Below are 24,718 nucleotides of genomic sequence, written 5' to 3' on the forward strand. Positions count from 1 at the left end.
TATATTCACAATATCTTAAATAATAAAAAAGTTAAAACAAAGAATTTTCAAGATAATCTAAAGATTTCCCCCTAAGTTCAATAATTTTATTATTGATATTATTATAATCTATTTTGCTATTTATTAAATTATCATTAATATCACCAATATCACTAACCATTCGACTTGTTAAGTTCAATTGACTTAAGAAAGAATTGAAACGTGATGCTCCTCTTTCTTTATTCACTATTGAGATAAATGGCTTATTAAAAATAATTGAGAATACTGTTCCATGAAAAGAGTCAGTGATAATAAAATCAGCAGCAGAAAATGATCCAATCCAATCCTCGATTGATGGATAAATATAATCTTCTAAATTTTCAACAAAACAACTATCTTTAACTTTATTTTTAGGTTGATTATAAAAAACTTTTTTATCTAATTTTTGGGAGATTATCTTAATTATTTTTTCCTTACTTTCATCTCTATCAAGTATATATACAAAAATTTTACCAATATTCTTACTACTATCCTGCTTAGAATTTAGTAATCCCATATATTCCCTTGTTTCTAATAGGAGTGTTGGGTCTAGAGTATGTTTAACGTCTATATCTAAATATTGCTGACATAAATGAACTGCAGAATTTTCTCGCACTGACACAGCATTAAACTTTTGTAATAGACTCTTAATATCTAGAGTTTTTTCAGAATTAAATTGCCATTCATCTATTCCGAATGATGCAGAGTATGCTATTTTTTTAATTTTGTTACTGTGATTTAAAAAATCCAAGAAAAAACTTTCAATTCTTGGTGAATATGCAACACGCCAAACCTGATCGCTTCCGACAATAACAGCATCAAAATTATTTTCATCAAAGTATTTCTTTAAATCATCTACTGAATAAAGAATAGGAGAAATATTTATATTATTACTTATAAAACGCGTATGTTCAATTCTTAAAGCTTTTAACTCTTTATCAAAAAAAGGATAATTAACTTTCTTGAATAATACTCTACTTTTAATTATTGAAAAAAATCTTCTAAAATCAGATGCTTTTTTCCACTGATAATTAAGAGTTTGTACTTCATAGCCCATTTGGAGTAATTTTTTTTGCAAAGCAAAATTTTGTAGGGTGCCACCAAAATTAACATGAAGAGGCTGAGTTAAAATTGCAATTTTTTTAGTCATTTTAAACACTCTTACCCAAAAGGATTTTTTTTAATTTATTTACACGATGATTCCATATAGTAAAAAACTTCAAATCTTCAAAATATGGCTTCATTTTCATTTTAAAATCTAAATTATCCCTAGTCTCTAACCAAATTTCTAGACTGTTTTGACGAGTTTTCAATCTTGATTTTTGAATAAAATTAAAAAAAATATTTTGTTTAGTTAAATATCTTTGCCGTTTTATAGGGAAATTTTTTCCAGATTTAATTGCATGCTCTACCCTATAAAGTAAACCTTTATGTCTATGATTAAAACTGCCATTTTGAGATAATAGTAGTTTTTCTTTATTTAACTTATCTAAATTAAGGTGCTTTTTATCTAATCCATTTCTTATTAGATTTTCTGCTATTTCAGTTCTAGTAATTACAATACTGTTACCTAAACCACTTTTATCATAAGGATCAATCCAGGCATCACCTAGTGAAATGTCTGCCAATTCAGTTACTACATCATCACAAAAATCACATGCATTTGATTTAAATAAACCCGTTCCCCACATATCTCCTAAAGAACGCATTTCTACCATATGAATTCTTTTGGTTAATTTTTCTTCACAGGAAAACTTATAATCCAAGGCATAACTCTGCTCGTTTTTCACTCTATATTGAGCATGACTATATTCACTTTGACAACCTGCTTCTTGTGCTAAGTAATCTGTATAATACTTACTCTTTAATCCCCCACAAATAATTCCTACCACAAATTTTATTTTTTCTTTTAATTCTGGATTATATATTTGCTTCAAACGTATTGCTTTAACAAAACAGGCAACCCCAGAAACTGCAACTGTTCCATCTATTTCCGAAATTTCTTGAAATAGCTTCTCTAGAGTTACAGGGGTATATCTTGTTTTTGATATCTGAGTAATTTCTTTAACATTAGAAAAGAATTGATAAGCATATTGCCCATCGACCTCCTTAACAATGAATAAATTATCTACTAATTTATTTTCTAACAATGTTTTGAATATATATGTTGCTATTCCACCAGATGAAGATGTTTCACGAAATTCCTTACTATATCCTGCATAGAGTTCATAATAATATCCAATTTTATCCTGATATTGATTTTCTGGTTGTTGTAGAAACATCAACCCTAATTCATCTTCATTTTTTTGCTGTAGTGCAAAAGGGCATACTTTTATCATTTTATCTTGAGTTGAATTTTGACCTAGTGAAGGTACAAGAAATCCCTCATTATTCCATACCATTTTTGCCTGATGACTTTTATCTTCAGAAATACAAACTCCACAACCCGTGCATAAATTATTTGCAACAATAGAATTAATACTCATTTTAAGTAACCCTTTATCTTATTTTGAATAAATTGTCTTTCTGCAGATGAAAGACCGAATAAAATGATACTGATCACTACAATTAATACTGTAACAACTGATGATATAAAAAATGAAATCATTTGATAATGTATTTCAAAATTTTTATTGAAAACCCAGGAAAAGATTCCAGAACTACATACTACAGAAAGTACTTTAACTAAAACTGATTTTATATATATTTCTATACTGAATTTAGTTAGTTGGCTTAAAAAATACAATCTTAATCCTAGGCTTATAAAAGACATCAACAATGCGACCCAATATACAACCCAAGGATCAGATAAAAATTTTAATGCTAAATAAGATAGAGGAAGGTTCATAAAAACTGAAATACTCACTACAACTTGGTATATTTTTATTTTCCCTGTTGCTTGTATTCCTGTCATTAATGTTCCTGAAAGACTATCTATCAGCATGACAACTAGCGCTAACTCTACAAAGCTTACTAAGTACTGTGGTATTTCATGGAGCCATAACTCTAATAAATACTGAAGATTAAATATGATTGGTGAAATAACAAGCAGGCAAAAAAAGAAACTAAATTTTGATCCAATGTTAATTAATACACTAGTACGTTCATAATTTTCTTGAGCATAACTTTTATATATTTGTGGATTAATAGCTGTTGTAACTGAATTTATTAAACCTACAATAACCCCACTTATTGTATTTGTAAGAGCATATACTGCATTTAAAGCAACTCCAAAAAATAAATTTAATAAAATATTAATACCTTGAAATTTGGCAACCGATGCAAAATTACCAAAAATATTCCAAGATGAATAAAAAAATATTTCTTTTAACAGTGAAATATTTTCAATCTTAATAATAGTATTTTGATTAAGTTTCTTCCAACAATACAATATATATATAACGCAAGTTAACAAACTAGAAAAAACATATAACAGTGTATATTTAACTAATAAAGGATCTGACAGCCAATATAAAATATAAACTATTAAAAGTTTAATTACTCCATTTAATAAAGATATTTGAGCATAAAAAGACATTTTTTCTTTAGCTAATATCAAAGCACTAAATGGTGACTGAAAAATAGTAATAAACACAGAAACTATAGCTAAATTAAAAATAAAATATGAAGCTTCTTTATATTCTAGATTAATGGATAGCAATCCATTCAAAATAAAATCTTTAGAAAAAAATAGGCTTAAACATACTATTATCCCTATCAATAAATGTAAAAATAAAATATTTGACCATACTTCATTTAATTTTTTTTGATCTTTATTACCGATATAGTAAGCTAAATACCTTTGACTTGATGAAATCATCGCGCCATTAATAAATGTGAATAAAGTAGCTATTCCAAATATTAAATTAAATAAACCATAATCTTCAACACCTAGTAGTCTAAGTACTTCTCGGACTGTAAATAAGCCAATTACACTTAATATTAGTGTACGAATGATTAGATATGAAGTATTTTTTAAAATTACAGTATTATTTGACATATTAATTCATTTTAGCTACATACCAATTTACTGCTTTCTTTATGCCTATACTTATTGTGTGACTTGGTTGATAATTTAGATTCAATTTAATTTTCTCAATACTAGCCTGAGAATGTCGAACATCACCAACACGAAAATCACGATATACAGGCTCTTTCGTATAAGTCACACCATTTTCATTTAACGCAGCTTTAATCGCATTAAACAAATCATTGAGTGTGGTACGATCTCCGACTGCTACATTATAAACCTGATTTTTAGCTTCATCATTTTGCGTAGTTGCTGCCAGAATATTGGCCTGCACTGTATTTTCAATAAAACAGAAATCACGGCTGGTTTCACCATCACCATTAATGAATACATCATCACCGGCAATCATGGCTGCGGTCCATTTCGGAATCACAGCAGCATAGGCACCATTCGGGTCTTGACGCTTGCCAAAGACATTAAAGTAACGTAAACCGATGGTTTTGAACCCATAAGTTCGGGCAAAGACTTCAGCATACAGTTCATTTACATATTTGGTGACTGCATATGGTGAAAGTGGCTTACCGATATTTTCTTCAACTTTTGGTAATGCCGGATGGTCACCATAAGTTGAACTGCTGGCAGCGTAAGTAAAGCTTTTGACGCGCGCATCACGTGCAGCAGTCAGCATATTTAAAAAGCCAGTAATATTGGCTGCATTGGTGGTAATCGGGTCAGCGATCGAACGTGGTACAGAACCTAAAGCAGCCTGATGCAAAACATAGTCCACCCCTGCACATGCTGTCTGGCAATCTTCAAAATTACGGATATCACCTTCATAAAACTTGAAGTTTGCCCACTGTTCAGGTTTGACCAGACTTTGCACTTCATCCAGATTATGCTGATGACCTGTGGCAAAATTGTCCAGACCCACCACATTTTGGTTCAGCTTTAACAGGGTTTCCAGTAAATTTGAGCCAATAAAGCCTGCTACACCGGTAATTAACCAGGTCTTAGGTGCTTGTTCTAATTGCTCACATACAGTTTGATATTGGCTCATGTTTATGGTCCCTAGAAATTACAGACGAAGGTCAGATTCAGATTGATCCAGTACATATTTCAGATCATATAAAATATGTATTGATTTACCCAGAGCACGTAATGCTTCGGCCCCCATGGCTTTAAACTGATCATGCGCAACAGCTAAAATAACTGCGTCATATTGACCTTCCTCAAGATTTGCGACTGGATTAATGCCATACTCATGTTGAGCTTCACTTGCATCCACCCACGGGTCATATACATCGGCAACAATATTGTATTCTTTCAGTTCATTCACAATATCAATAATTTTAGTATTACGAATATCCGGACAGTTTTCTTTAAAACTTAAGCCTAAAACCAGAACCTTAGCACCTTCGACCTGAATTTTCTTCTTGATCATCGCCTTGACTAGCTGGGTAACCACATAGGCACCCATGCCATCATTTAGACGGCGACCTGCCAGAATAATTTCAGGGTGATAACCAATAGATTGCGCTTTATGAGTTAAATAATAAGGGTCTACACCAATACAATGCCCACCTACCAAACCTGGACGGAATGGCAAGAAATTCCATTTGGTACCTGCAGCCTGTAATACTGCTTCAGTATCAATTCCCATTTTATTAAAAATCACTGCCAGCTCATTAATTAGAGCAATATTGACATCGCGTTGTGTATTTTCAATGACTTTTGCCGCTTCAGCTACTTTAATACTTGGTGCTTTATGCGTACCTGCTTCAATAATCAAATTATATACTTGATCAACGAACTCAGCGACTTCAGGAGTTGAGCCTGAGGTAATTTTTAATATATTGGTGACACGATGCAGCTTATCGCCCGGGTTAATTCGCTCAGGACTATAACCGGCAAAGAAGTCCTGATTGAACTTCAGGCCTGATACCTGCTCCAGAACCGGAATACAGGTCTCTTCAGTTGCCCCCGGATATACCGTAGACTCATAAACTATGACATCGCCATTTTTAAGCACTTTACCGATACTGGTCGAGGCTTTGACTAAAGGTGTTAAATCAGGCTGTTTATATTCATCAATCGGTGTGGGAACAGTGACAATAAAAAAATTACAATTTTTTAAATCTTCTAAATTAGCAGAATAGCTTAAATGAATAGCTTGTTTGAGTTCTTCTGGAGATACTTCTAATGTATGATCTTGGCCATTTCTAAGTTCATCAATTCGTTTTTGATAAATATCAAAACCTACTACTGGTACTTTTTTCCCAAATTCTACTGCAAGTGGTAAACCTACATAACCTAAACCAATCACCGCAATTTTTAAATCTGCAATAGATAGCATGTCAACGCCTTATTTATACGTGCTTATAGAGAGAAAATCTTCCGGCACGAATAGTATCAGAAAACAATAAAACTTCTATTATGATTTATGCTCAAATAACTTAAAATATAAAGTAATGTATATTTTTTGTGAAAATTTGGTGTTTTATTTATTATAATTATTGTCTGTTATAAACTTGACTTTTTCCCTTTAAAAAAATTGGTAATAAGTTACAAATTGTTATGTATATAACTGGTAACTTCGGTAGAATAACTCCAATTTGAATGAATCTAAAAATTAATATTATTTAGGAAAGCCTGTGCGACACTTTCGATTAGCTGTTTTATTGGCAGGTGGTATCACCACTACAGGGTGTGCAATCACCTCTGGTCTACAAACAAATGACTTACCTAGTGAGGGTGTTTATCAAACTGATCTCGGCACTACAGTAAATGTCATTAAGCTAGATCAAGAATCAATTATGGCTGCTCAACCAGCTATACAGAATATTCAACAAGAATATGCTCATCTTTTTAGTACGCCACACCACAGTTATCACTTGAGCTCAGGTGATGTATTATCTATATATTTATGGGCTTATCCGGAGCTTAGTTCTCCTGGGGGCATTAGTAGTGATCAATCTGCTCAAGCAAATGGTTTTCAAATTGATTCGGAAGGTTATATTCATTTCCCTATCATAGGCCGTTATCAAGCAGCTGGTAAATCACTGAAACAAGTCACTCGTGAATTACGCAATCAGCTGTCGCGTTATCTAAAAAATCCAGACGTAATAGTACGTATAGTATCATATCAAGGACAGCGTTACTCTGTTCAAGGAAATGTTATTAAAAGTGGTCAATTCTATTTAAGTGATCAACCTGTTAGTGTTTATACTGCCTTAGGGATGGCGGGTGGTATTAATACCCAACAAGGCGATAATACGTCTATTACATTGGTTCGCCAGGGACGCTCATATAATTTAAATACAGTAGAATTAGAAAAAGCTGGATTCTCTCTACATAATTTATTAATACAGCCTAATGACACCTTATATGTCAATAATCGTGAGAATCAAAAAATTTACGTTATGGGTGAGTCAGGTAAAAACCAGTCCCTACCTATACGTGACCAAGGTATGAGTCTTAGCGATGTAATTGGGGAAAGCTTGGGATTAAATCCACTTTCTGCTAGTCGCAGTAAAATCTATGTAGTACGAAGTAATGTAAATTCTCCAATGACAGAAATATATCATATGGATCTCAGTAATATTGGGGACTTTGGCCTAGCAAATCAGTTTAAAATGCGTAGCAATGATATTGTTTATGTAGATGCTTCAGGTCTTGCACGCTGGCAACGTGTAGTTAACCAGGTTATTCCTTTCTCAAATGCATTGTATAATTTAGATCGTTTGGGGAACTAATGAAAATTAACAATATTTTAGTGGTCTGTATTGGTAATATTTGTCGTAGCCCAATGGCAGAATATTTTTTAAAACAGGAATATCCTCATTTAAATATTGAATCTGCAGGTATTTCTGGTTTAATTGGTCATGCAGCTGATGAAAAAGCGAGTCTATGTATGGAACGCTTTGGAATTGATATGAGTTCTCATGTTGCAAAAAAACTGAATGCAGAGCTCATTAAAAAAGCCGACCTGATATTAGTTATGACCCAGAATCAGCAAAAACATATAGAACAAACCTGGCCTTTTACTAAAGGTAAAACCTTTAGACTGGGACATTGGCAAAGTAAAAATATTGCCGATCCTTATCAGCATGATCAAACAGTCTTTGATGAAACTTGTAGATTAATTCAAGACTGTATTACTGACTGGAAAAAATATATTTAAGTTTTTTAATATTTTCACTTTTTGATATTTAAATTATGAGCCAAACTGCCAATACCGAAGACACTATTGATTTAAAGGAATTATTTTTTTCCTTAATTGCTCAATGGAAACTGATCACGATCTGCATATTATTGAGTTTAATTGCAGCTTTATTATATCTACGGATCACTCCAGATACCTATAACGTAGATGCCTTGGTACAAGTAGAAGATAGTAAGGGAGCATCAGCAGCTTTATTAGGTGATCTTTCTAATATGATTGAGCAGAAATCTCCTGCTCAAGCTGAAATCGAGATTTTAAAATCGCGTCTTGTACTTGGCTCAGTGATTAACCAGTTAAACTTGGACCTTGTAATTTCTGGTACTGAAGATTCGATCTGGAATCGATTATTAAAAAATCATAACTATGATATTCAGTATTCAACAAAATCCGTACTCTTTAAAGATAATCAACAAAGTTTTGATGTAAGACTGTTTGATATTCCAAACTATTATAAAAACAAAAATCTTTTATTAAGTTTCGATCATAATAAATATAATTTAACTGATGCAGCAACAAATGATATTATATTTACTGCTCCTTTAAACCAAACCAGTCAAATTCAATCAAGATATGGTCTTTGGAAAGTCGCCATTTATAGCAAAGATCCCTTAGATTCTACTTATAATATTAAAAAGCTGACTTTACCTGCAGCAGTGCAACGCATACTTAATAATTATTCAGTGGCTGAAAAAGGTAAAATGACGGGTGTACTTGGATTAAATTATCAGGGCCAGGACAAACAGCATATTACTCAAGTATTGAATGCCATCTTAACAGCCTATAGTCAGCAAAATATTGAACGTCGTTCAGCTGAATCTGCCCAAACATTGAAGTTTCTAGATGAACAACTCCCTGAGTTGAGCCAGCAGCTAGATCAGGTAGAACGTGAATTTAACCAGTTCCGTCAGCAATATAATACTGTGGACTTAACTAAAGAATCAGAATTGTATTTGACTCAAAGTATCGCTCTAGAAACACAAAAAGCCGAACTTGAACTTAAAGTTGCTGAAGCTTCTGCACGTTATACTGAAGAACATCCAGTAATGGAACAAATGAATGCTCAACTCGGTGCAATTAATAGCAAAATTGCAACATTGAGTAATACTTTAAAGCAGCTTCCTGATTTACAGCGCCGTTACTTACAACTCTATCGTGAGGTTGAAGTTAAACAACAGCTATATACGGGATTACTTAATACTTATCAGCAGCTTCGCATTGCTAAAGCCGGTGAAATTGGCAATGTGCGTATTGTTGATACTGCCGTAGAACCTATTCAACCAGTTAAGCCAAAGAAATTACAAATTATAATTCTATCCATTTTCTTAGGCGGTTTTTTAGGAACACTACTTGCTTTATTACGCAATATGATGCGTTCAGGAATCAAAGATTCAGCACAAATTGAAAGAGAGTTAGATCTGCCTGTATATGCAACAGTTCCTCGATCTCCCCTCCAAGAAAGTCGCGTCAATTTGCTGAAAAAGAAAAAGAGTATTCCTATTCTTGCGGTTAAAGATAGTAGTGATATTGCAATTGAAAGCTTACGCAGTATGCGTACTGCAATCCATTTTGCTTTGAGTAATGCCAAAAATAATATTATTGCACTTTCGGGTCCAGCTCCTGAAATCGGTAAATCATTTATTACTACCAACCTAGCAACTATTTTAGCCCAAGGCGGAAGCCGCGTATTAGTGATTGATGGCGATTTACGTCGCGGTTATTTAAATAAATATTTTAATAAAGAAGTACAACCAGGTTTATCCGAACTATTAAATCATCAAAATAGTTATGAAGATGTAGTTCAAAGCTCACAGGTTGATAATTTATTCTTTGTTACTCGAGGTAAAAGTCCAGTAAACCCATCTGAATTACTCAGTACAGATAAGTTCAAAGTTTTTCTTGAACAAGCTTCTGCTAATTTCGATTACGTATTAATTGATACTCCGCCGATATTAGCCGTAACCGATGGTATCATCATTGCACAATATGCTGGTGTGAATCTATTAATTGCACGTCATGGTAAAACACAAATTAAAGAGCTTGAGATTACTGTCACTCGTTTTGAACAGGCTAATGTGAAAGTTAATGGTGTTATTCTGAATGATGTACAAAAAGGGCCAGGTAATGGTTATGGTTATGGTTATGGGTACGGATATAACTATGCGTATGCTTATAAGGCTTCAAAAGATGGTGATTAAGATAAATTTAATTCATAGCAATTAAATTTATCCTAAATATAAAGATAACTTCATTGTTATCATAAAGCTTCAAACTAAGTTAGAGTAATCAAATTAGTTTGAAGCTTTTTTATATTTATATCACTATGAAATGGCTTTGTTGCACAAAGATTTGAAATGCAAAGCGCCCCTAATTGAGCCAAATTTAAGGCGTAATTTGGGTAAGTGGTCGACCTAATTCCGTAAATCGGTTGAGGACTGCTACACGTGCATGAATTTCATTCACCTGACTAGGAAAGCTTCTTGCCATTAATTTATCGCCTAATAATTTGATGCAATGCATCTTGGTTTCCACCAAACTGCGGCGATGATAGCCTGACCATTTTTTCCATAATGTCCTGCCTAAACGTTTAACTGTTCGAAGTAATTCATTTCGCTCTAGCGAGCTACTCTTTCTATCTTTCCATGGTTTCGCATTTTTTCTAGGTGGAATCACCGCATGTGCTTGCCGATCTGCAATGACCTGACGGCATTGCTTGGTGTCATAAGCTCCATCGGTATAAACAGAGTCAATCTGCTCATCTTGTGGAATCTGATTAAGTAAATCACCAAGCACCTGTGAATCACTGACATTATTGGTTGTGAGCTGAATAGCGCGTATTTGTAGGGTTTTGGCATCTATACCAATATGTAGTTTACGCCATTGGCGACGATATTCAGCTCCATGTTTCTTGCGTTTCCATTCGCCCTCACCTAGAAACTTCATGCCTGTAGAGTCTACAAGTAGATGCAGCCCCTCGCTACTTTTTTGGTAGCTGATTGCAATATCAATATGCTTTTGTCTTCTACAAAGCGTACTGTAATCTGGTGCGGTCCAATTTAATCCGCAAAGTTCAATCAGACTTTGCACAAAGCCAGTGACCATACGTAAAGATAGACCGAATAAGGATTTAATCATTAAGCAGCATTGGATAGCTGCGTCGGAGTAGGTTTGATTTCGCCCTTGTTTGCCTTTTGATGGAGCATACCATTGCGTAGCAGGATCAAACCAAATGGCAATATTTCCGCGACTCATGAGTACTCGGTTATATGCGGGCCAATTGGTTGTGCGGTAGATTTTATGTGTAGGCTTCTTCATTTGAAAATTATATCGCTGAAAAAGCCTTTACAGATAGGTTTGTGCAACAAAGCCGATATTAAATATAACTAGTAAAAGCATCTAATAATAAGATTAATATATTTCAACCAGAAATAATTAAAAAAATAATAAACCTTTATTAAAATAAAAGGAATCTTCTAAAAAATAATTAGGAGAAGTTAAAAATATTTTTTAGTAATAATGAACTTTATTAAATTATTTCACTTCTTTTGCACGTAAAGGGTTTTCAGTGACCTCCTTTCTACAAAATCGTGCTGCACCAACTTCTTGATCTGGCGCATTAATTCCTTCTTGATTAAACATCACCTTAGCTGTTTTAAACATAATTTTAAAATCTAGCCAAATATTATTTTGCTCAACGTATTGAACATCTAAGTCAAATTTTTCTTCCCAAGATAAATTATTACGTCCACTGACTTGAGCAAGCCCTGTCATACCGGGTTTTACTTCATGTCTTCGCATTTGTTCAGCCGTATAATGTTCTAGAAATTCTTTCATTTGAGGTCTAGGACCTACAATACTCATATCCCCTTTTAAGACATTTATAAGCTGAGGCATTTCGTCCAAGCTGGTAGAACGTAGTTTTTGACCAAAGGGTGTAATTCGAAATTTATCTGGTAAAGGATTACCTTCTTTATCAAATGCATTTCTCATAGAACGAAACTTAATCATTTTAAAGAGCTTTCCATTTTTACCAGGTCGTTCTTGATAAAAGAAAATTGGTGAGCCTAGATTTCTACGTACTTTATAAGCAATGACGATAAAAACAGGCAATAATATAAATATAGCAGTAAGAGAAATAATAATATCGATTAATCGCTTAGCAACTTTTATATCATTCCTAAAAAGGTCAGTACTAGAATATAGATGAGGATAAGATGTTAAAGAATTTTTTAAAATTAGATCTTTCTTCCCTCGATAATACCAGGATTTTTTTTTCTCTAGCTTAGCCACTTTATTTATTCGTGGAGAAAATTGAATAATTTGGTTCTTATACCCTTCTTTTTCTACAAGGTTTTTTTTTAAGAAAATATTATCTTTTTCAATAAATAAAGATTTACGTGTTGTAATAGAGTTTTTCACAAAGTTTTCGATCTTATTTTTTTCTTGTTGTAGATCCATTAATAAACACCTCACTATGTCTATCTACGCATCATATCAATTGTATTTTTATTAAAGTAGAGAGACTATTGTTAGCCAATTTTATATTTTAGTTTTTTAGAAATATTATTATTATTTTTATTAAAATATATATTTAACTAAAATTAATTAAATTTCACTTAATAATAAAATTAAATTTATATTTTTTTGTATAAATATTAATTACTTACACCAAATTAAAGTAAATAATTTATAATTACAATAGATCAGTTGATAATGAAATATATTTTATTATTAAGAGAAATAATTTTTTTAAAATATAGCAAATCTCACACTAAATAAAATGTGACAAAATGTAATATATAAATAATTAGTGAGCGCTATATCACAATAGAATTCCATTTTAATTTTATAATTTAATATATTTCTAATTAATTATATAACCAAGATAACGTTATTTTTATTCTATTGAGGCAGTCTTAAATATATAAAACCAGATAAGATATAAAATTTAAGAAAATTAGAAATCCACCTCTGTCTAATAATGAGGTGGAGTAATTCTAGTTCAGATTAGGTGATCATAAATCTATACTATAATAATCATGCACAATACCACGTGCACCAAATCTTTCTTTTTGATCAATCAATCCAATGTTTAAGTATTTCCCTTCATTTTCATTAGAAGTACCGAAATCAAATATTTTGGCATTTTTCTTACTTTTTTCTATTAAATGATCAATGAGATAATCTAATACCTTTTTCTCCCTACCTTTATCATTGCTAGCCAAATATTGAGTATGAACTACTCTTTCAGTTTCAAAAGTCACTGCTCCTGCCACAATATTTCCATCAAGACAACATTTATATGCTTTTATATTATTAGGGAAACGACTTTTTAATAAATCTATTTCATCTTCATTATGTACAGGTTGTTGGTTATGATGCTGACGCAGTACTTCCCGGATTACTCCCCAAACCATACTAGGCTGTTCTACCTCCTCACAGCTAACCCCATTTTTTTTGAGCTTATTGACTGATCTTCTTTTACTTTCTGAGTATGAATATTCTTCATTTAAATCAATAGAAACACTAATATCTCGTCGGTAAAGCTTGGCATCATTTCGAAATAAAGCATACAAGTCTTCTTGAGCAGGATAATTATGATAAATAACAGGAATGCATTTATATATAATCTTATCAATATTTTTTTGTTTTAAATAAATTTTTAATAAATTAAATAATTCTAGCATGTCAGCGGCATGAATATCTCTATTAATTAAAAAACCGCCAAAAGTTAAACCTTGATGACTATAAAAAATATTATCTTTAATATTTCCAGGCAATAAGGCTACAATTTTCCCTTTTTCATTTTTAAATATCAATGAGAAATCCTCAAATCGATCAGCATGATATTCCATAAAATCACGATTAAACATAAAATGATAATTTTTACATTTTAATAAAAATTCATTCCATATTATTTTATCTGAAGTTTCATATTTATGTATTTGAAAACCTAAGTCTTCTTTCATTATAGTACCCATATCTATATCCTAGTTATTATTTTTAAATCAAATATAATTTTTCTATTTATTAAAAAAATACTATTACTTTTTTTAAAGCCCATTAATGCCCATCATTTGTAATAGTCTATGGTTTATATGATCCGCATTAAAATTCTTTCTAGCATAGAGAAATCCTTGATAGCCCATTTTATTTATTTGTTCAGGATGTTCTATAAAATAAGTCATTTTCTCTACCAATGCAGCCACATCCCATTTAGGAATTAGGAAACCTGTCAACCCATCGACTACAGTCTCATTGCAGCCTGGAACATCAGTAGTGATGACTGGACGTCCTACAGCCATTGCTTCTTGTGTACTACGGGGCACCCCCTCTCGATAATAAGACGGCAATACAAAAACCGCGCTATTACGTAGCCTTTGATCTACATCAGTCACAAAACCATTATATTCGATAATACCTGTTTGTATTAGCTGATCTAATTCAGCTTGCTTTAAGCCAGTTGGATTTTCAGGATCTAATCCACCAATAATTTTAAACACAACTTCAGGATATTTTCTTTTTACTATTCTTGCTGCTTCTATATATTCAAATATTCCCTTTTCAGCGATCAATCTGGCTATAAATATAAATGATATATTTTCCTGATTATTCCATTTTGTATAAGCATAATCTTGTAAATTAAGACCAATTGGTCCCAAGACTTCGATCGCATTTTTTTTATGTGGCAAATTATAATGATGGACTAAATCCTTAGGATCATCATGATTTAAAAAAATAATTTTATCTAGATATGGAAATGCAAGCCGATATAGTGACACCTGCACAAAACGTATGAATTTAGCCTTTAAGCTTTGGCCATATTTATGAATAGTGAAAGGTGATCCTAGTCCTTCGATCATGCCATAAATATAAGGTACTTTAGTCTTATAGGCAGCTAGCGTTGCATAGATAACAGGCTTAGTTGAATAGGAGAATACGATATCAGGTTGAATTTCTTTTATTTTTTTAGCCAACTGATAAGTTGAACGTAGATCAGCCAAGGGATTCAATCCTCCTCGACTAAGCTGATATGTCACTAAGGTGACTCCTAAATCTTGAATTTTGGCCAACCATTCATTTGTATATTCAGATACAAAGGCATAAACATGATAATTCTGTGCCAGACAAGACAAAATAAAATCTTTGCGAAAACCGTAAAGATTAGAGGCAGTCGTTCCAATGATGATAATTTTTTTAGAGATCATGGCTTTATACGCTCTATGAGTTCTAATTGTGCAGCATAAAAATTTTTATCAGAGTCAGAGACTGATGTAACTCTACGCTTATGTAGTATCTGCATTAAGTTCAAAAAATTTAGTACTTTTACAATAATTTTTTTAATTTCAAACTTTAAAACAATCTTATTTTTTTCAAGATCGGAAATAGTACTATTATAATATTTATTGATTACTCCGATCTGGGTATTATAACCACGGATCATTTTTTCTTTTTTTACATTTTCAACTTCTCTATAAAAATATAAAGGTTCCTGTAAAACGACGTAATTAAAATCATTTTTTATCGCAGCTGAAAGCCATAGTTCATAATCTTCAGCTAAGCAATTATCGACTTGGTACGGGTTTCTTTTACACCACTCCTTTCGGGCAAGTAATGAAGGATGCAGTATATTAGTAACACCTTGCAAAATTTCTTTGGGTTGCATTTGATGATTAGAATAGATTCTCTTTCCTAAAATTTCATTCTTGTCTCCAATTGAATATAAGCTGGTGACTACGACATCAATATCTGGATTTTCATTTAGTACTTTAATCTGTTTTTCAAGACGATCGACTGCCATTAAATCATCGGCATCCATACGTGCAATAAAATCATACTTTGCTTCATTGATAATCTGATTTAAGCGGTAGGGTAATCTTCTATTATGCCCATCAGCTATGATACGGATTCTCGGATCATTAAATGAGCGGGCAATCTCTAAAGATCGGTCTGTTGACCCATCATCTACCAGAATTAATTCCCAATTTTGAAAAGTTTGCGCTAATACCGATTTAATGGCATCTTCTAAATATTTTTCAGCATTAAAAAATGGTATTCCTATAGAAATATACATATTTATTCTTCCTTATTATTATTTGAAAATAGTAAAAAAGCGGCCAATAAAAACCAAAAAATCAGTGTTCTTGCGCTATAAGTTGTAAACCCATATAGCATCGGCCCCAAGAATATCAACTTGTTTGAAAATGATAATTTTTTAAATATTTGATATAAAAAGATTAAAAATAAAGAGATGCCGACGATCCCATAATAAAAAAGGATACCTAACCAGGTTGAATGAATTTCGTTTCCTTTCGGATTATATAACCAGTGTGCACCTTGGCCAGCACCAAAAATTAAATATTGAGGATATTCAAGGAAGTTAAAAAGACCTCGTCCTTCCGCCTGGCTGTCTTTTTGATCTAGGGCTTCGACAAAACGCAGAACAACACTATCAAAAGCTCCTAAATGATATAAAAAGTAACTGAGGGTACTAAAAATGACTAATATTCCAAAAAATACAAATATTCTTTTATTCAGATCTCCTTTTTGACTAAATATAAATCCTAAAGTCAGCATTAAGAAGCCAATTGAAGCAGATCTTGACATGGTCAAAAGAATTAAGAATAAAGCTAAAAAATAAACGATTATCTTTTTTAAATTACTTTCAGAAATATATAAAAAGATAGCACAGGTAGTTAAAACCCAAAATGCCATCTGATTGGGATCATTAAAAAGACCATTATATCGTGGTTCAAAATTGTAACGACCTAATCCACTTGCCCAGATCGCAATTTCTATTACATAGGAAAATGGAATAAGAAACAGTATTTTTTCATAAAAAAAGTTAACTTGAGAGGAACTCAAATTCATTAATAATAAAAAAAACAACAAGTTAAAGATCCAGTAAATGGTAGAAACCATATAACTAGGATCTAGAACGATCAAATACCAAGCAAAATTTACACAAACTGTATATGCGACAAAGATTAAGGCTACACTTGAGTATTCGATGGTTATTTTTGAGCTACGGCTGAATAATAAAAATATAGCCGCCATAATAAAAAGGTGACTAAATTGTGGAACCCCACTAGACCAAAAATAAAACTGAGATAAGAAAAATGACAGCAAGACAAAGTATATAACCACTTTATCTTTTAAATTAATATCATCTAAAAAAATAATGTTATTTTTTGAATTACTTTCATTTAAAATAATCATTATCCATTCCTTTTATTATTATCTAATGCCTAGAATCAGCAAAAGAAATGATTAATATTTTTATATTACTAACTAAATTATTTGATTAAATATAGTTAAAATATAATTATTTATATAAAATTTTTTAATTATTAAAAATCTTTTTTAATTAATAACCAATAAAAAAATCTAAAAAAATCATATGTTAAAATTTCTGAAGGATACTCTTGTAAAATTTTTATCATCTTTTCTAATGATTTCTTTTTAGATAATAGCCCAAGCTCAAATGCATTAATCCATAAAGCTCTTTTTTTTGCTTTATTAAATAAAATATGATGTTGATATTCACTTAGAATCATCATTCTTGAATCGTGCATAAGATTCGTTTGCTTATGCATATTATTGTCATGCAACCTATATTTTGCAAAAAGCACAGGAAGATAGCATAACTCCCCTGCTTGCGCTAAAAGTAGCCACATATACCAGTCTTCTATTTGTACTTCTGGATTGTAGCCACCTATTTTTTTTAAAGCTTGAGTACGAATAAGTTGTGTAGTAGCCGGCAAATCATGTTCTAACAATAAAATCTGGTCGAAGGTATAACTTTTTCTTTTTTTAACTCTATTTTTCACAAGATTAGAATTATTATCAATAATTGATACTCCTCCAAATACAGCTATACAGTTCTTATTCTGGCTTAGAAATTTGGTTTGTATTTTTATTTTATCTTTTAAGATTATATCATCAGAAGCAAGGGAGGAAAAATATTCCCCCTGTGCCCATTCTAATGCTTCATTTAGAGTTGCGCTTAAGCCCTTATTCGGACGATGTCTAAACTCAAATCGGGTAAACCGTTTTTCACATAATGGAATTAATTCTTGTATTTTTTCTACTGAAGCATCTGTAGATCCATCATCAATAATAATTAACTCAATATTCTGATAAGACTGGTCAATGACACTCTTGATGCTATCACGTATAAACCTTTCATGATTATAACTTGGTATAACTATAGAGACTAAGGGTTGTTCACTTATCATCATATTATTCCCTCTTTATTTTAATTGTTTAAATATAAATAAACTGATTACGATCCAATACAGCCCATAATTTATGAGATGGGCAATAGAAACACCTTCGAAACCAAATACTTGAGTACATATATAAGTTAAAGCAATGAGTGACACTGTAAATATAATCTCTGTACAAATATAGAGTTTAGTCATTGCTTTGCTGAGCATTAAATAAGCCAGTATCCAGCTTCCTATCTTCAAGGCATCTCCCATCATTTGCCAAAGAAATAAATCCTGCATGGGGGCAAAAGATGGACTAAATAATAAGTTGATAATCCAATCACGTAGTATGAAAACACAAATTCCACCTACAACAGCAAGTGGAAAAATAAACTTATAGCCTAAATAGACCTCTTTCTTAATTTCATCAATTGCATTTAGTTCTGATAAGCGCGGCAAGTAATACACACCTAATGTAGTGGTTACGAGCAAAAGATATACTGTGCTTAGACGGATCATCGCCTCCCAATAGCCCGCATAAGCCAGGCTAAATTCTTGGGTTAAGTAAGCCCGAATTAACATTTGCGATAGCGGCACACAAATCGCACTGACTAATGCCATAAGAATAAATGAGGCAAATTTTTTGGTAATTCCTAGGTCTATTTTTCCTAATAGTGAAGAAAACTCAAACCAGTCTGCTCTATGACAGAGTATTAATGTCACTATAAATGCAATCGATTGATAAATGGATAATGCAATTAAAGCCCCATATAACTGCAGCTTGATTGCCAAAATACCAGTGATCACAAGTGCAAATAAACTACCGGCAATATTTGCAAGCACCAGCTTTAAGATTTCTTTTTTCCCATTCAATATGGCTAAAAATAGCGTATTGAAATTGAAAAATATTAAAAAAATAGCAAACCATATAAAAATCGTTTGGTATTTAAGTGATTGAAATATATATAATGCCAGTTGCTTTTGAAAAATAAGTATGAGAATCGCGAAAACGAAACTAAATAGAAAAACAATACTCCCTGCTGTTTTCCAGACTGCACGTTGTTTAGTCTCATCTTCATGATATTCAGCCGTATATTTAACTACTGCGGTATTAATGGCACTACCAGCAAAGGTCGTCACCATTTGAATAAAATTCTGGAATTGGCCGATCGCTGCATATCCAGTGGGTCCTAGATATACAGCCAGAATTTTATTTAGTACAAACATGGTGATGGTTTTAATCAAAACGGCTACACCATTCAGTACACTGGTCCTAAATAGATTCATCTATGCCTGAAAACCATTACATAACTGAACAACCTGCTTTGCTTCATCCATAGATAAAGTGGGTCCAATCGGTAAGCTTAGGACCTCAGCATGAATCTGTTCTGAAACTGGAAAACTTAAACCATTCCATTCCTGATAAGCCTGCTGCTGATGAGGCGGAATTGGATAATGAATGAGTGTCTGTACTCCGTTTTCTGCTAAATATTGTTGTAATTTTTCCCGATATTTTGTTCTGATCACAAATAAATGCCAGACATGTTGTGCATATGTCTCAGTGTCTATATTTTTGCACGGGAGCTCAATTGCGGGATTATGAATTTCTTTTAAATACAGATCTGCAATATGCCGACGATGCTGATTCTCCTGATCTAAAAATTTAAGTTTCACATTCAGGATTGCAGCCTGAATTTCATCAAGACGACTATTTACACCCGGTACCAGATTTTTATATTTTTCATGTGAACCATAATTACGTATAGCTTTAAGCATCTGCGCTAACTCAGCATCGTTGGTGGTAATTGCTCCTCCATCACCGAGTGCGCCTAAGTTTTTACCAGGATAAAAACTGAAACCTGCAGCATTGCCCCAATTTCCTGCTTTTTGACCATTTATTTCAGCACCATGACTTTGGGCTGAATCTTCTAAAACCAGCAAGTTATATTTTTTGGCAATGGTCATAATTTCTGGCATTGCAGCGAGCTGTCCATATAAATGCACAGGCAAAATTACCTTTGTTTTTGGAGTTATGGCTGTCTCAATTTTCTTGGTATCAATATTAAAAGTCGTTATATCCGGTTCAACCAGTACCGGTTTCAGATTATTCTGTGAAATTGCTAAGATACTTGCAATATAGGTATTTGACGGGACAATGACCTCATCTCCTTCATTGAGTTTTCCTAATTCTTTCCATGCGCGTAGCGTTAAAATAAGCGCATCCAAGCCATTAGCAACACCTATGGCATATCGTGTTCCACAATAATTTGCAAAATTATGCTCAAATTCTTCTAATTCTTTGCCACAGATATACCAACCAGAGTCGATTACCTGAGTGCAAGCTGCAATCAGTTGATCACGGTATTGAGTATTTATCGCTTTCAGATCAAGAAAAGGAATCATTTTTATCAATCTCATATAAAAATTTATATTTATTTTTTAATCTCATATTAATTAAAATTAATATACCTATAGTATTTAAATACAATCCTATTTATTTAGTTCGTAACCTTTAGATTTAAATCTTGGCTCCAATAAAAATTGTTTTACTTTCTTATTTAGCGGTTTTTCAATAAATCTATACATTATAAAGCTAGCGATTAGAGTGACAATAAATATAAAAAATGAAAACAGCATTAAGTCCATATTCAATGAAAATATTTTTCTTATATAATTTAAAATTTGTATTTCCAAAACATGCAGCAAGTAAAAAGAAAAACTAATTTCCCCTGCTAACACCATGTATTTATTTGACAAAAATTGGGTAATTATACTTTTCTTCTGAGCAACATGAGACAGTGCAAAAATTAAAATAATTGCTGCCATAGGCAACCAATAGTAAATTGAATACCTGTAACTTATATCTATTTTATTATGAAATACAAAGAATAAAATAAAAAGTAAAATAGCTCCTAATTCAAATATAACTACAGGTTGCTTAATTTTGGAATAGCCCACTTTTAATTTTTCAAAAATATCAAACAGGATAATACCCAACAAAAAGTCAGAAAAACGCACATATGGTGAAATATATAACCAATAGTGATCCTGATTTTTATCAAGCTGAATATTTAGAATCAAAATACCTATAAGATAGAATATAAAAATATAACTTCTGATTTTTTCAGAAATCAAAAATGCAAATGGAAACAGCAGGTAGAAGAACATTTCATCCGAGATGCTCCAGGAAGGAGAATTCAATGAGAAATGGATCTCTTCTGAAGTAAAAAAGCTTTGTATCAGAAAAACATGCTGTATTAAATATTCCCAACCCTTGCCAGACTGAGCAAAAGTTAATAAAAATACCAGTGCTGTTGTGGCAATATGTACGGGATATATTCTGGCTAAACGAGAAATATAAAATTCTCTTTTCGAAATATTTCCGATTAAAAACTTTTCTTTATAATTGTAGGCTAAGATAAATCCACTCAAAATGAAGAAAAAGCTGACCCCTAAAAAGCCTTCGTCAAAAATACCATTAAAAATATTGGCATAATTGGTTTCTTTTAGAAAAGCCAAATGACTCAGAAAAACAAAAAGTGCGAAAAACATACGCAATGATGTAAGCGGCTTAATCACGTCATATATCTCCTTAATATTTATTATTATTTTTACAATTCTATCTTCTGAAGCTTCTTCTTTTGCAAGGCCTTCATTCTAATGAATTAATTTTATTATTTAGTGATCTGCTCAATCAAAGTCTGATCTACTTCTTTTAGGAACTGGTCGTAATTACGAATGTAATCACTTTCATCATAGTAATCACTTGCCAGTACCAATAGGATGCAATCTTCTGAAAAATCATGCATCTCATGCCAAACCATAGGTGGGATCAATAATCCCTTATTAGATTGAGCAATTAAAACTTCCTGTTTTTCTCTGCCATTATCCATCAGCATTTTACAGCTACCTTGAATTCCAAAAGCAATCTGTCGAAGTTGCTTGTGTGCATGGAATCCGCGTGGAACATCAGGTTGAGCGCCAGCAATATAATAAAGTCGCTGTATACTGAAGGGTATATTCCGATTGGCTTCTGCGACGACCAGACTGCCGCGGTGATCTCCCAGGTTAGGTAATTCAATCCACTTAATTAAGTTCATGCTCATTACCCCACCAAAGAAATCAGATATTGGCCGTAGCCATTCTTATGCATGGTGTGGCCAATCGCTAAAACTTGCTCTTTACTCAACCAGCCATTGTTCAAGGCGATTTCTTCTAGACAAGCAACTTTATAACCTTGACGTCTTTCCAGGGTTTCAACAAATTGAGCCGCTTCAAGCAAACTACCCTGGGTACCTGTATCTAACCAGGCAAATCCACGTCCCAGAAGTTCAACATTTAGGTCACCACGTTCCAGATAAGCCTGGTTAATTGAGGTAATTTCCAGCTCACCCCGTTCTGAGGGTTTGACCTGTTTGGCAATCTGGATGACATCATTGTCATAAAAATATAAACCTGTCACCGCAAAGTTAGATTTTGGATTTTGGGGCTTTTCTTCAATTGAAATTACCCGTTGCTGTTCATCGAACTCTACGACACCAAAGCGTTCAGGATCTTTCACCTGATAGCCAAATACTGTTGCACCTTTTTGTCGTGCTGCGGCCTGACGTAACATCGGTGTAAAACCTTGGCCATAAAAAATATTATCGCCTAGTACCAGACATACATTGCTTTGACCGATAAATTTTTCACCCAGGATAAAGGCTTGTGCCAGACCATCAGGACGAGGCTGGATCGCATAACTCAGCTCCATGCCAAATTGCGAACCATCCCCTAATAAGCGCTTAAACCCCTCAATATCTTCTGGTGTACTAATCACTAGGACTTCACGAATACCGGCCAACATTAATACAGATAAGGGGTAATAAACCATTGGTTTGTCATAAATTGGAAGTAACTGCTTTGAAATTCCTTTGGTAATAGGATGCAAACGCGTACCTGAACCGCCCGCCAAGATAATCCCTTTTGTCGTTCTTAACATTATACTGCCTCCCCTAAACGTTCACGCTGATAAGAACCATCCTGAACACGCTGACACCATTCCAGATTATTCAGATACCATTGCACCGTTTTCCGGATACCTGTTTCAAAGGACTCTTGTGGCTTCCAACCCAGTTCGCGCTCGATTTTTGAAGCATCAATCGCATAACGTAAATCATGACCTGGCCGATCGTTAACAAAAGTAATGAGGCTTGTATAAGTTTTTCCCTCCAGACGAGGCTTGAGCTCATCCAGAATTTTGCAGATGGTTTTAACCACCTCAATATTCTGTTTTTCATTATGCCCCCCGATATTGTAGGTTTCTCCCACGATGCCTTCGGTTGCAACCTGATATAAAGCACGCGCATGATCTTCTACAAAAAGCCAGTCCCGGATCTGTTGACCATTGCCATAAACCGGCAATGACTTACCATCCAGGGCATTTAAGATCATTAAAGGAATCAATTTTTCAGGAAAGTGATAAGGACCATAATTATTTGAACAGTTCGTGATTACGACTGGCAAACCGTAGGTTCTATGCCAAGCCCGAACCAAATGATCCGAACTGGCTTTACTTGCTGAATAAGGTGAGCTTGGTAAATAAGGCGTAGTTTCAGTAAATAAGTCTGTTGTACCTTCTAAGTCTCCATATACTTCATCCGTTGAAATATGATGGAACTTGAATCTAGACTTTTTAATCGTAGATAGATTTTGCCAATACTTTCGTGCTACTTCCAATAAGGTGTAAGTTCCCACAATGTTTGTATTAATAAATTCTGCCGGACCATCAATCGAACGGTCCACATGAGACTCTGCAGCCAGATGCATAACGATATCTGGCTGAAACTCTAAAAATAATCGGGTTAAAGATACATGGTCGCAAATATCAGTTTGCGTAAATTGATAACGAGGATGATCCGATACAGAAATAAGTGACTCCAGATTACCTGCATAAGTTAACTTATCAACATTTAATACATGATGTTCAGTCTCGTTAATGAGATGCCGAATGACGGCAGATCCAATAAAACCGGCCCCACCGGTTACCAATATATTCATCACCATTTTGATTATCCTTTAATATTTTTTATTTTACTTTTCACAAATTATTTTTAATGTATTGGTGCCGTCTAGGCACGTCTGTTTTTATTGATTTGTCTATAAGATATATTAATTTTATTACACAAACTACCCATAGAACAGCTAATCATCAAATGTAGTTACATTTTACAAATCCGGATAATGTTTTTTAAACTTAATCCATCTTATATAGGCTTTTAGTTTTCAGATAATTTTCCACTAATATTAATTTAACAATCA

The 24,718-nt window shown here is 33.0% G+C and carries 21 protein-coding genes; 3 read left to right on the forward strand and 18 right to left on the reverse strand.

The genetic code is table 11. The features are described 5' to 3' along the window. Positions 1-31 precede the first annotated feature (31 nt). Genes FTU19_RS09925 through tviB form a run of 5 tightly spaced genes read right to left on the reverse strand, consistent with a single transcriptional unit; the run spans position 32 to position 6,341 of the window. On the reverse strand, positions 32-1,168 hold the full coding sequence (locus FTU19_RS09925; protein WP_017401304.1) for a polysaccharide pyruvyl transferase family protein: 1,137 nt from the start codon (positions 1,166-1,168) through the stop codon (positions 32-34). A 1-nt stretch (position 1,169) separates the two neighbouring features. Continuing rightward, a complete protein-coding gene (locus FTU19_RS09930) occupies positions 1,170-2,504 on the reverse strand; it encodes a Coenzyme F420 hydrogenase/dehydrogenase, beta subunit C-terminal domain (RefSeq protein WP_017401305.1) in 1,335 nt (444 codons plus the stop codon). Beyond that, a complete protein-coding gene (locus FTU19_RS09935) occupies positions 2,501-4,018 on the reverse strand; it encodes an oligosaccharide flippase family protein (RefSeq protein WP_017401306.1) in 1,518 nt (505 codons plus the stop codon). The genes FTU19_RS09930 and FTU19_RS09935 overlap by 4 nt, the downstream gene beginning before the upstream one ends. A gap of 1 nt (position 4,019) precedes the next feature. After that, on the reverse strand, positions 4,020-5,045 hold the full coding sequence (locus FTU19_RS09940) for an NAD-dependent epimerase/dehydratase family protein (RefSeq protein WP_180131011.1): 1,026 nt from the start codon (positions 5,043-5,045) through the stop codon (positions 4,020-4,022). An 18-nt stretch (positions 5,046-5,063) separates the two neighbouring features. Then, positions 5,064-6,341, reverse strand: a complete 1,278-nt coding sequence (gene tviB / locus FTU19_RS09945; RefSeq protein WP_180131014.1) for a Vi polysaccharide biosynthesis UDP-N-acetylglucosamine C-6 dehydrogenase TviB — start codon at positions 6,339-6,341, stop codon at positions 5,064-5,066. Positions 6,342-6,639: 298 nt separating this feature from the next. On the opposite strand from tviB, the gene FTU19_RS09950 reads away from it, so the two are divergent. Genes FTU19_RS09950 through FTU19_RS09960 form a run of 3 tightly spaced genes read left to right on the forward strand, consistent with a single transcriptional unit; the run spans position 6,640 to position 10,405 of the window. Then, positions 6,640-7,740, forward strand: a complete 1,101-nt coding sequence (locus tag FTU19_RS09950) for a polysaccharide biosynthesis/export family protein (protein WP_180131016.1) — start codon at positions 6,640-6,642, stop codon at positions 7,738-7,740. Further along, the gene (locus FTU19_RS09955; RefSeq protein WP_180131019.1) at positions 7,740-8,168 is read left to right on the forward strand and encodes a low molecular weight protein-tyrosine-phosphatase; all 429 of its coding nucleotides are present in this window, start codon (positions 7,740-7,742) and stop codon (positions 8,166-8,168) included. The genes FTU19_RS09950 and FTU19_RS09955 overlap by 1 nt, the downstream gene beginning before the upstream one ends. 35 nt (positions 8,169-8,203) lie before the next feature. Beyond that, positions 8,204-10,405, forward strand: coding sequence for a polysaccharide biosynthesis tyrosine autokinase (locus FTU19_RS09960; RefSeq protein WP_180131021.1), 2,202 nt, complete (start codon positions 8,204-8,206; stop codon positions 10,403-10,405). 184 nt (positions 10,406-10,589) lie between these two features. Here the strand turns inward: FTU19_RS09960 and FTU19_RS09965 are convergent, their stop codons facing one another. The 13 genes from FTU19_RS09965 to rfbB form a co-directional block, all read right to left on the reverse strand. Then, positions 10,590-11,522, reverse strand: coding sequence for an IS5-like element IS17 family transposase (locus FTU19_RS09965; RefSeq protein WP_180131023.1), 933 nt, complete (start codon positions 11,520-11,522; stop codon positions 10,590-10,592). Positions 11,523-11,738: 216 nt separating this feature from the next. Then, positions 11,739-12,377, reverse strand: coding sequence for a sugar transferase (locus FTU19_RS09970; protein ID WP_180131046.1), 639 nt, complete (start codon positions 12,375-12,377; stop codon positions 11,739-11,741). Between the two features lie 845 nt (positions 12,378-13,222). Beyond that, a complete protein-coding gene (locus FTU19_RS09975; RefSeq protein WP_257225448.1) occupies positions 13,223-14,188 on the reverse strand; it encodes a GNAT family N-acetyltransferase in 966 nt (321 codons plus the stop codon). Positions 14,189-14,260: 72 nt separating this feature from the next. After that, positions 14,261-15,415: a glycosyltransferase family 4 protein gene (locus FTU19_RS09980; RefSeq protein ID WP_180012097.1), complete on the reverse strand. Its 1,155-nt coding sequence runs from the start codon at positions 15,413-15,415 to the stop codon at positions 14,261-14,263. Next, positions 15,412-16,281, reverse strand: coding sequence for a glycosyltransferase family 2 protein (locus FTU19_RS09985; RefSeq protein WP_180012099.1), 870 nt, complete (start codon positions 16,279-16,281; stop codon positions 15,412-15,414). Before FTU19_RS09985 ends, FTU19_RS09980 begins: the two co-directional genes overlap by 4 nt. A 2-nt stretch (positions 16,282-16,283) precedes the next feature. Beyond that, positions 16,284-17,426, reverse strand: coding sequence for an O-antigen ligase (locus FTU19_RS09990; protein ID WP_180131025.1), 1,143 nt, complete (start codon positions 17,424-17,426; stop codon positions 16,284-16,286). A 131-nt stretch (positions 17,427-17,557) separates the two neighbouring features. Next, entirely contained in the window at positions 17,558-18,445 is an 888-nt protein-coding gene (locus FTU19_RS09995) for a glycosyltransferase (RefSeq protein WP_180131050.1), read from the reverse strand. A 15-nt stretch (positions 18,446-18,460) separates the two neighbouring features. Next, positions 18,461-19,705: an O-antigen translocase gene (locus FTU19_RS10000; RefSeq protein ID WP_180131027.1), complete on the reverse strand. Its 1,245-nt coding sequence runs from the start codon at positions 19,703-19,705 to the stop codon at positions 18,461-18,463. Beyond that, complete coding sequence (locus FTU19_RS10005) at positions 19,706-20,821, reverse strand: DegT/DnrJ/EryC1/StrS aminotransferase family protein (protein ID WP_180131029.1); 1,116 nt, start codon at positions 20,819-20,821, stop codon at positions 19,706-19,708. An 87-nt stretch (positions 20,822-20,908) separates the two neighbouring features. Further along, a complete protein-coding gene (locus FTU19_RS10010; protein ID WP_180131031.1) occupies positions 20,909-21,997 on the reverse strand; it encodes an acyltransferase in 1,089 nt (362 codons plus the stop codon). Between the two features lie 95 nt (positions 21,998-22,092). After that, positions 22,093-22,518 (reverse strand): FdtA/QdtA family cupin domain-containing protein, encoded by a 426-nt coding sequence (locus FTU19_RS10015; RefSeq protein WP_180012109.1) that lies wholly within the window; start codon positions 22,516-22,518, stop codon positions 22,093-22,095. Between the two features lie 5 nt (positions 22,519-22,523). Beyond that, positions 22,524-23,399 (reverse strand): glucose-1-phosphate thymidylyltransferase RfbA, encoded by an 876-nt coding sequence (gene rfbA, locus FTU19_RS10020; RefSeq protein ID WP_104426847.1) that lies wholly within the window; start codon positions 23,397-23,399, stop codon positions 22,524-22,526. After that, a complete protein-coding gene (rfbB, locus tag FTU19_RS10025) occupies positions 23,399-24,457 on the reverse strand; it encodes a dTDP-glucose 4,6-dehydratase (protein ID WP_104427030.1) in 1,059 nt (352 codons plus the stop codon). The genes rfbA and rfbB overlap by 1 nt, the downstream gene beginning before the upstream one ends. Positions 24,458-24,718: the final 261 nt, after the last annotated feature.

This window comes from Acinetobacter sp. YH12072, from assembly GCF_013419565.1.
In the GTDB taxonomy this organism is placed as follows: domain Bacteria; phylum Pseudomonadota; class Gammaproteobacteria; order Pseudomonadales; family Moraxellaceae; genus Acinetobacter.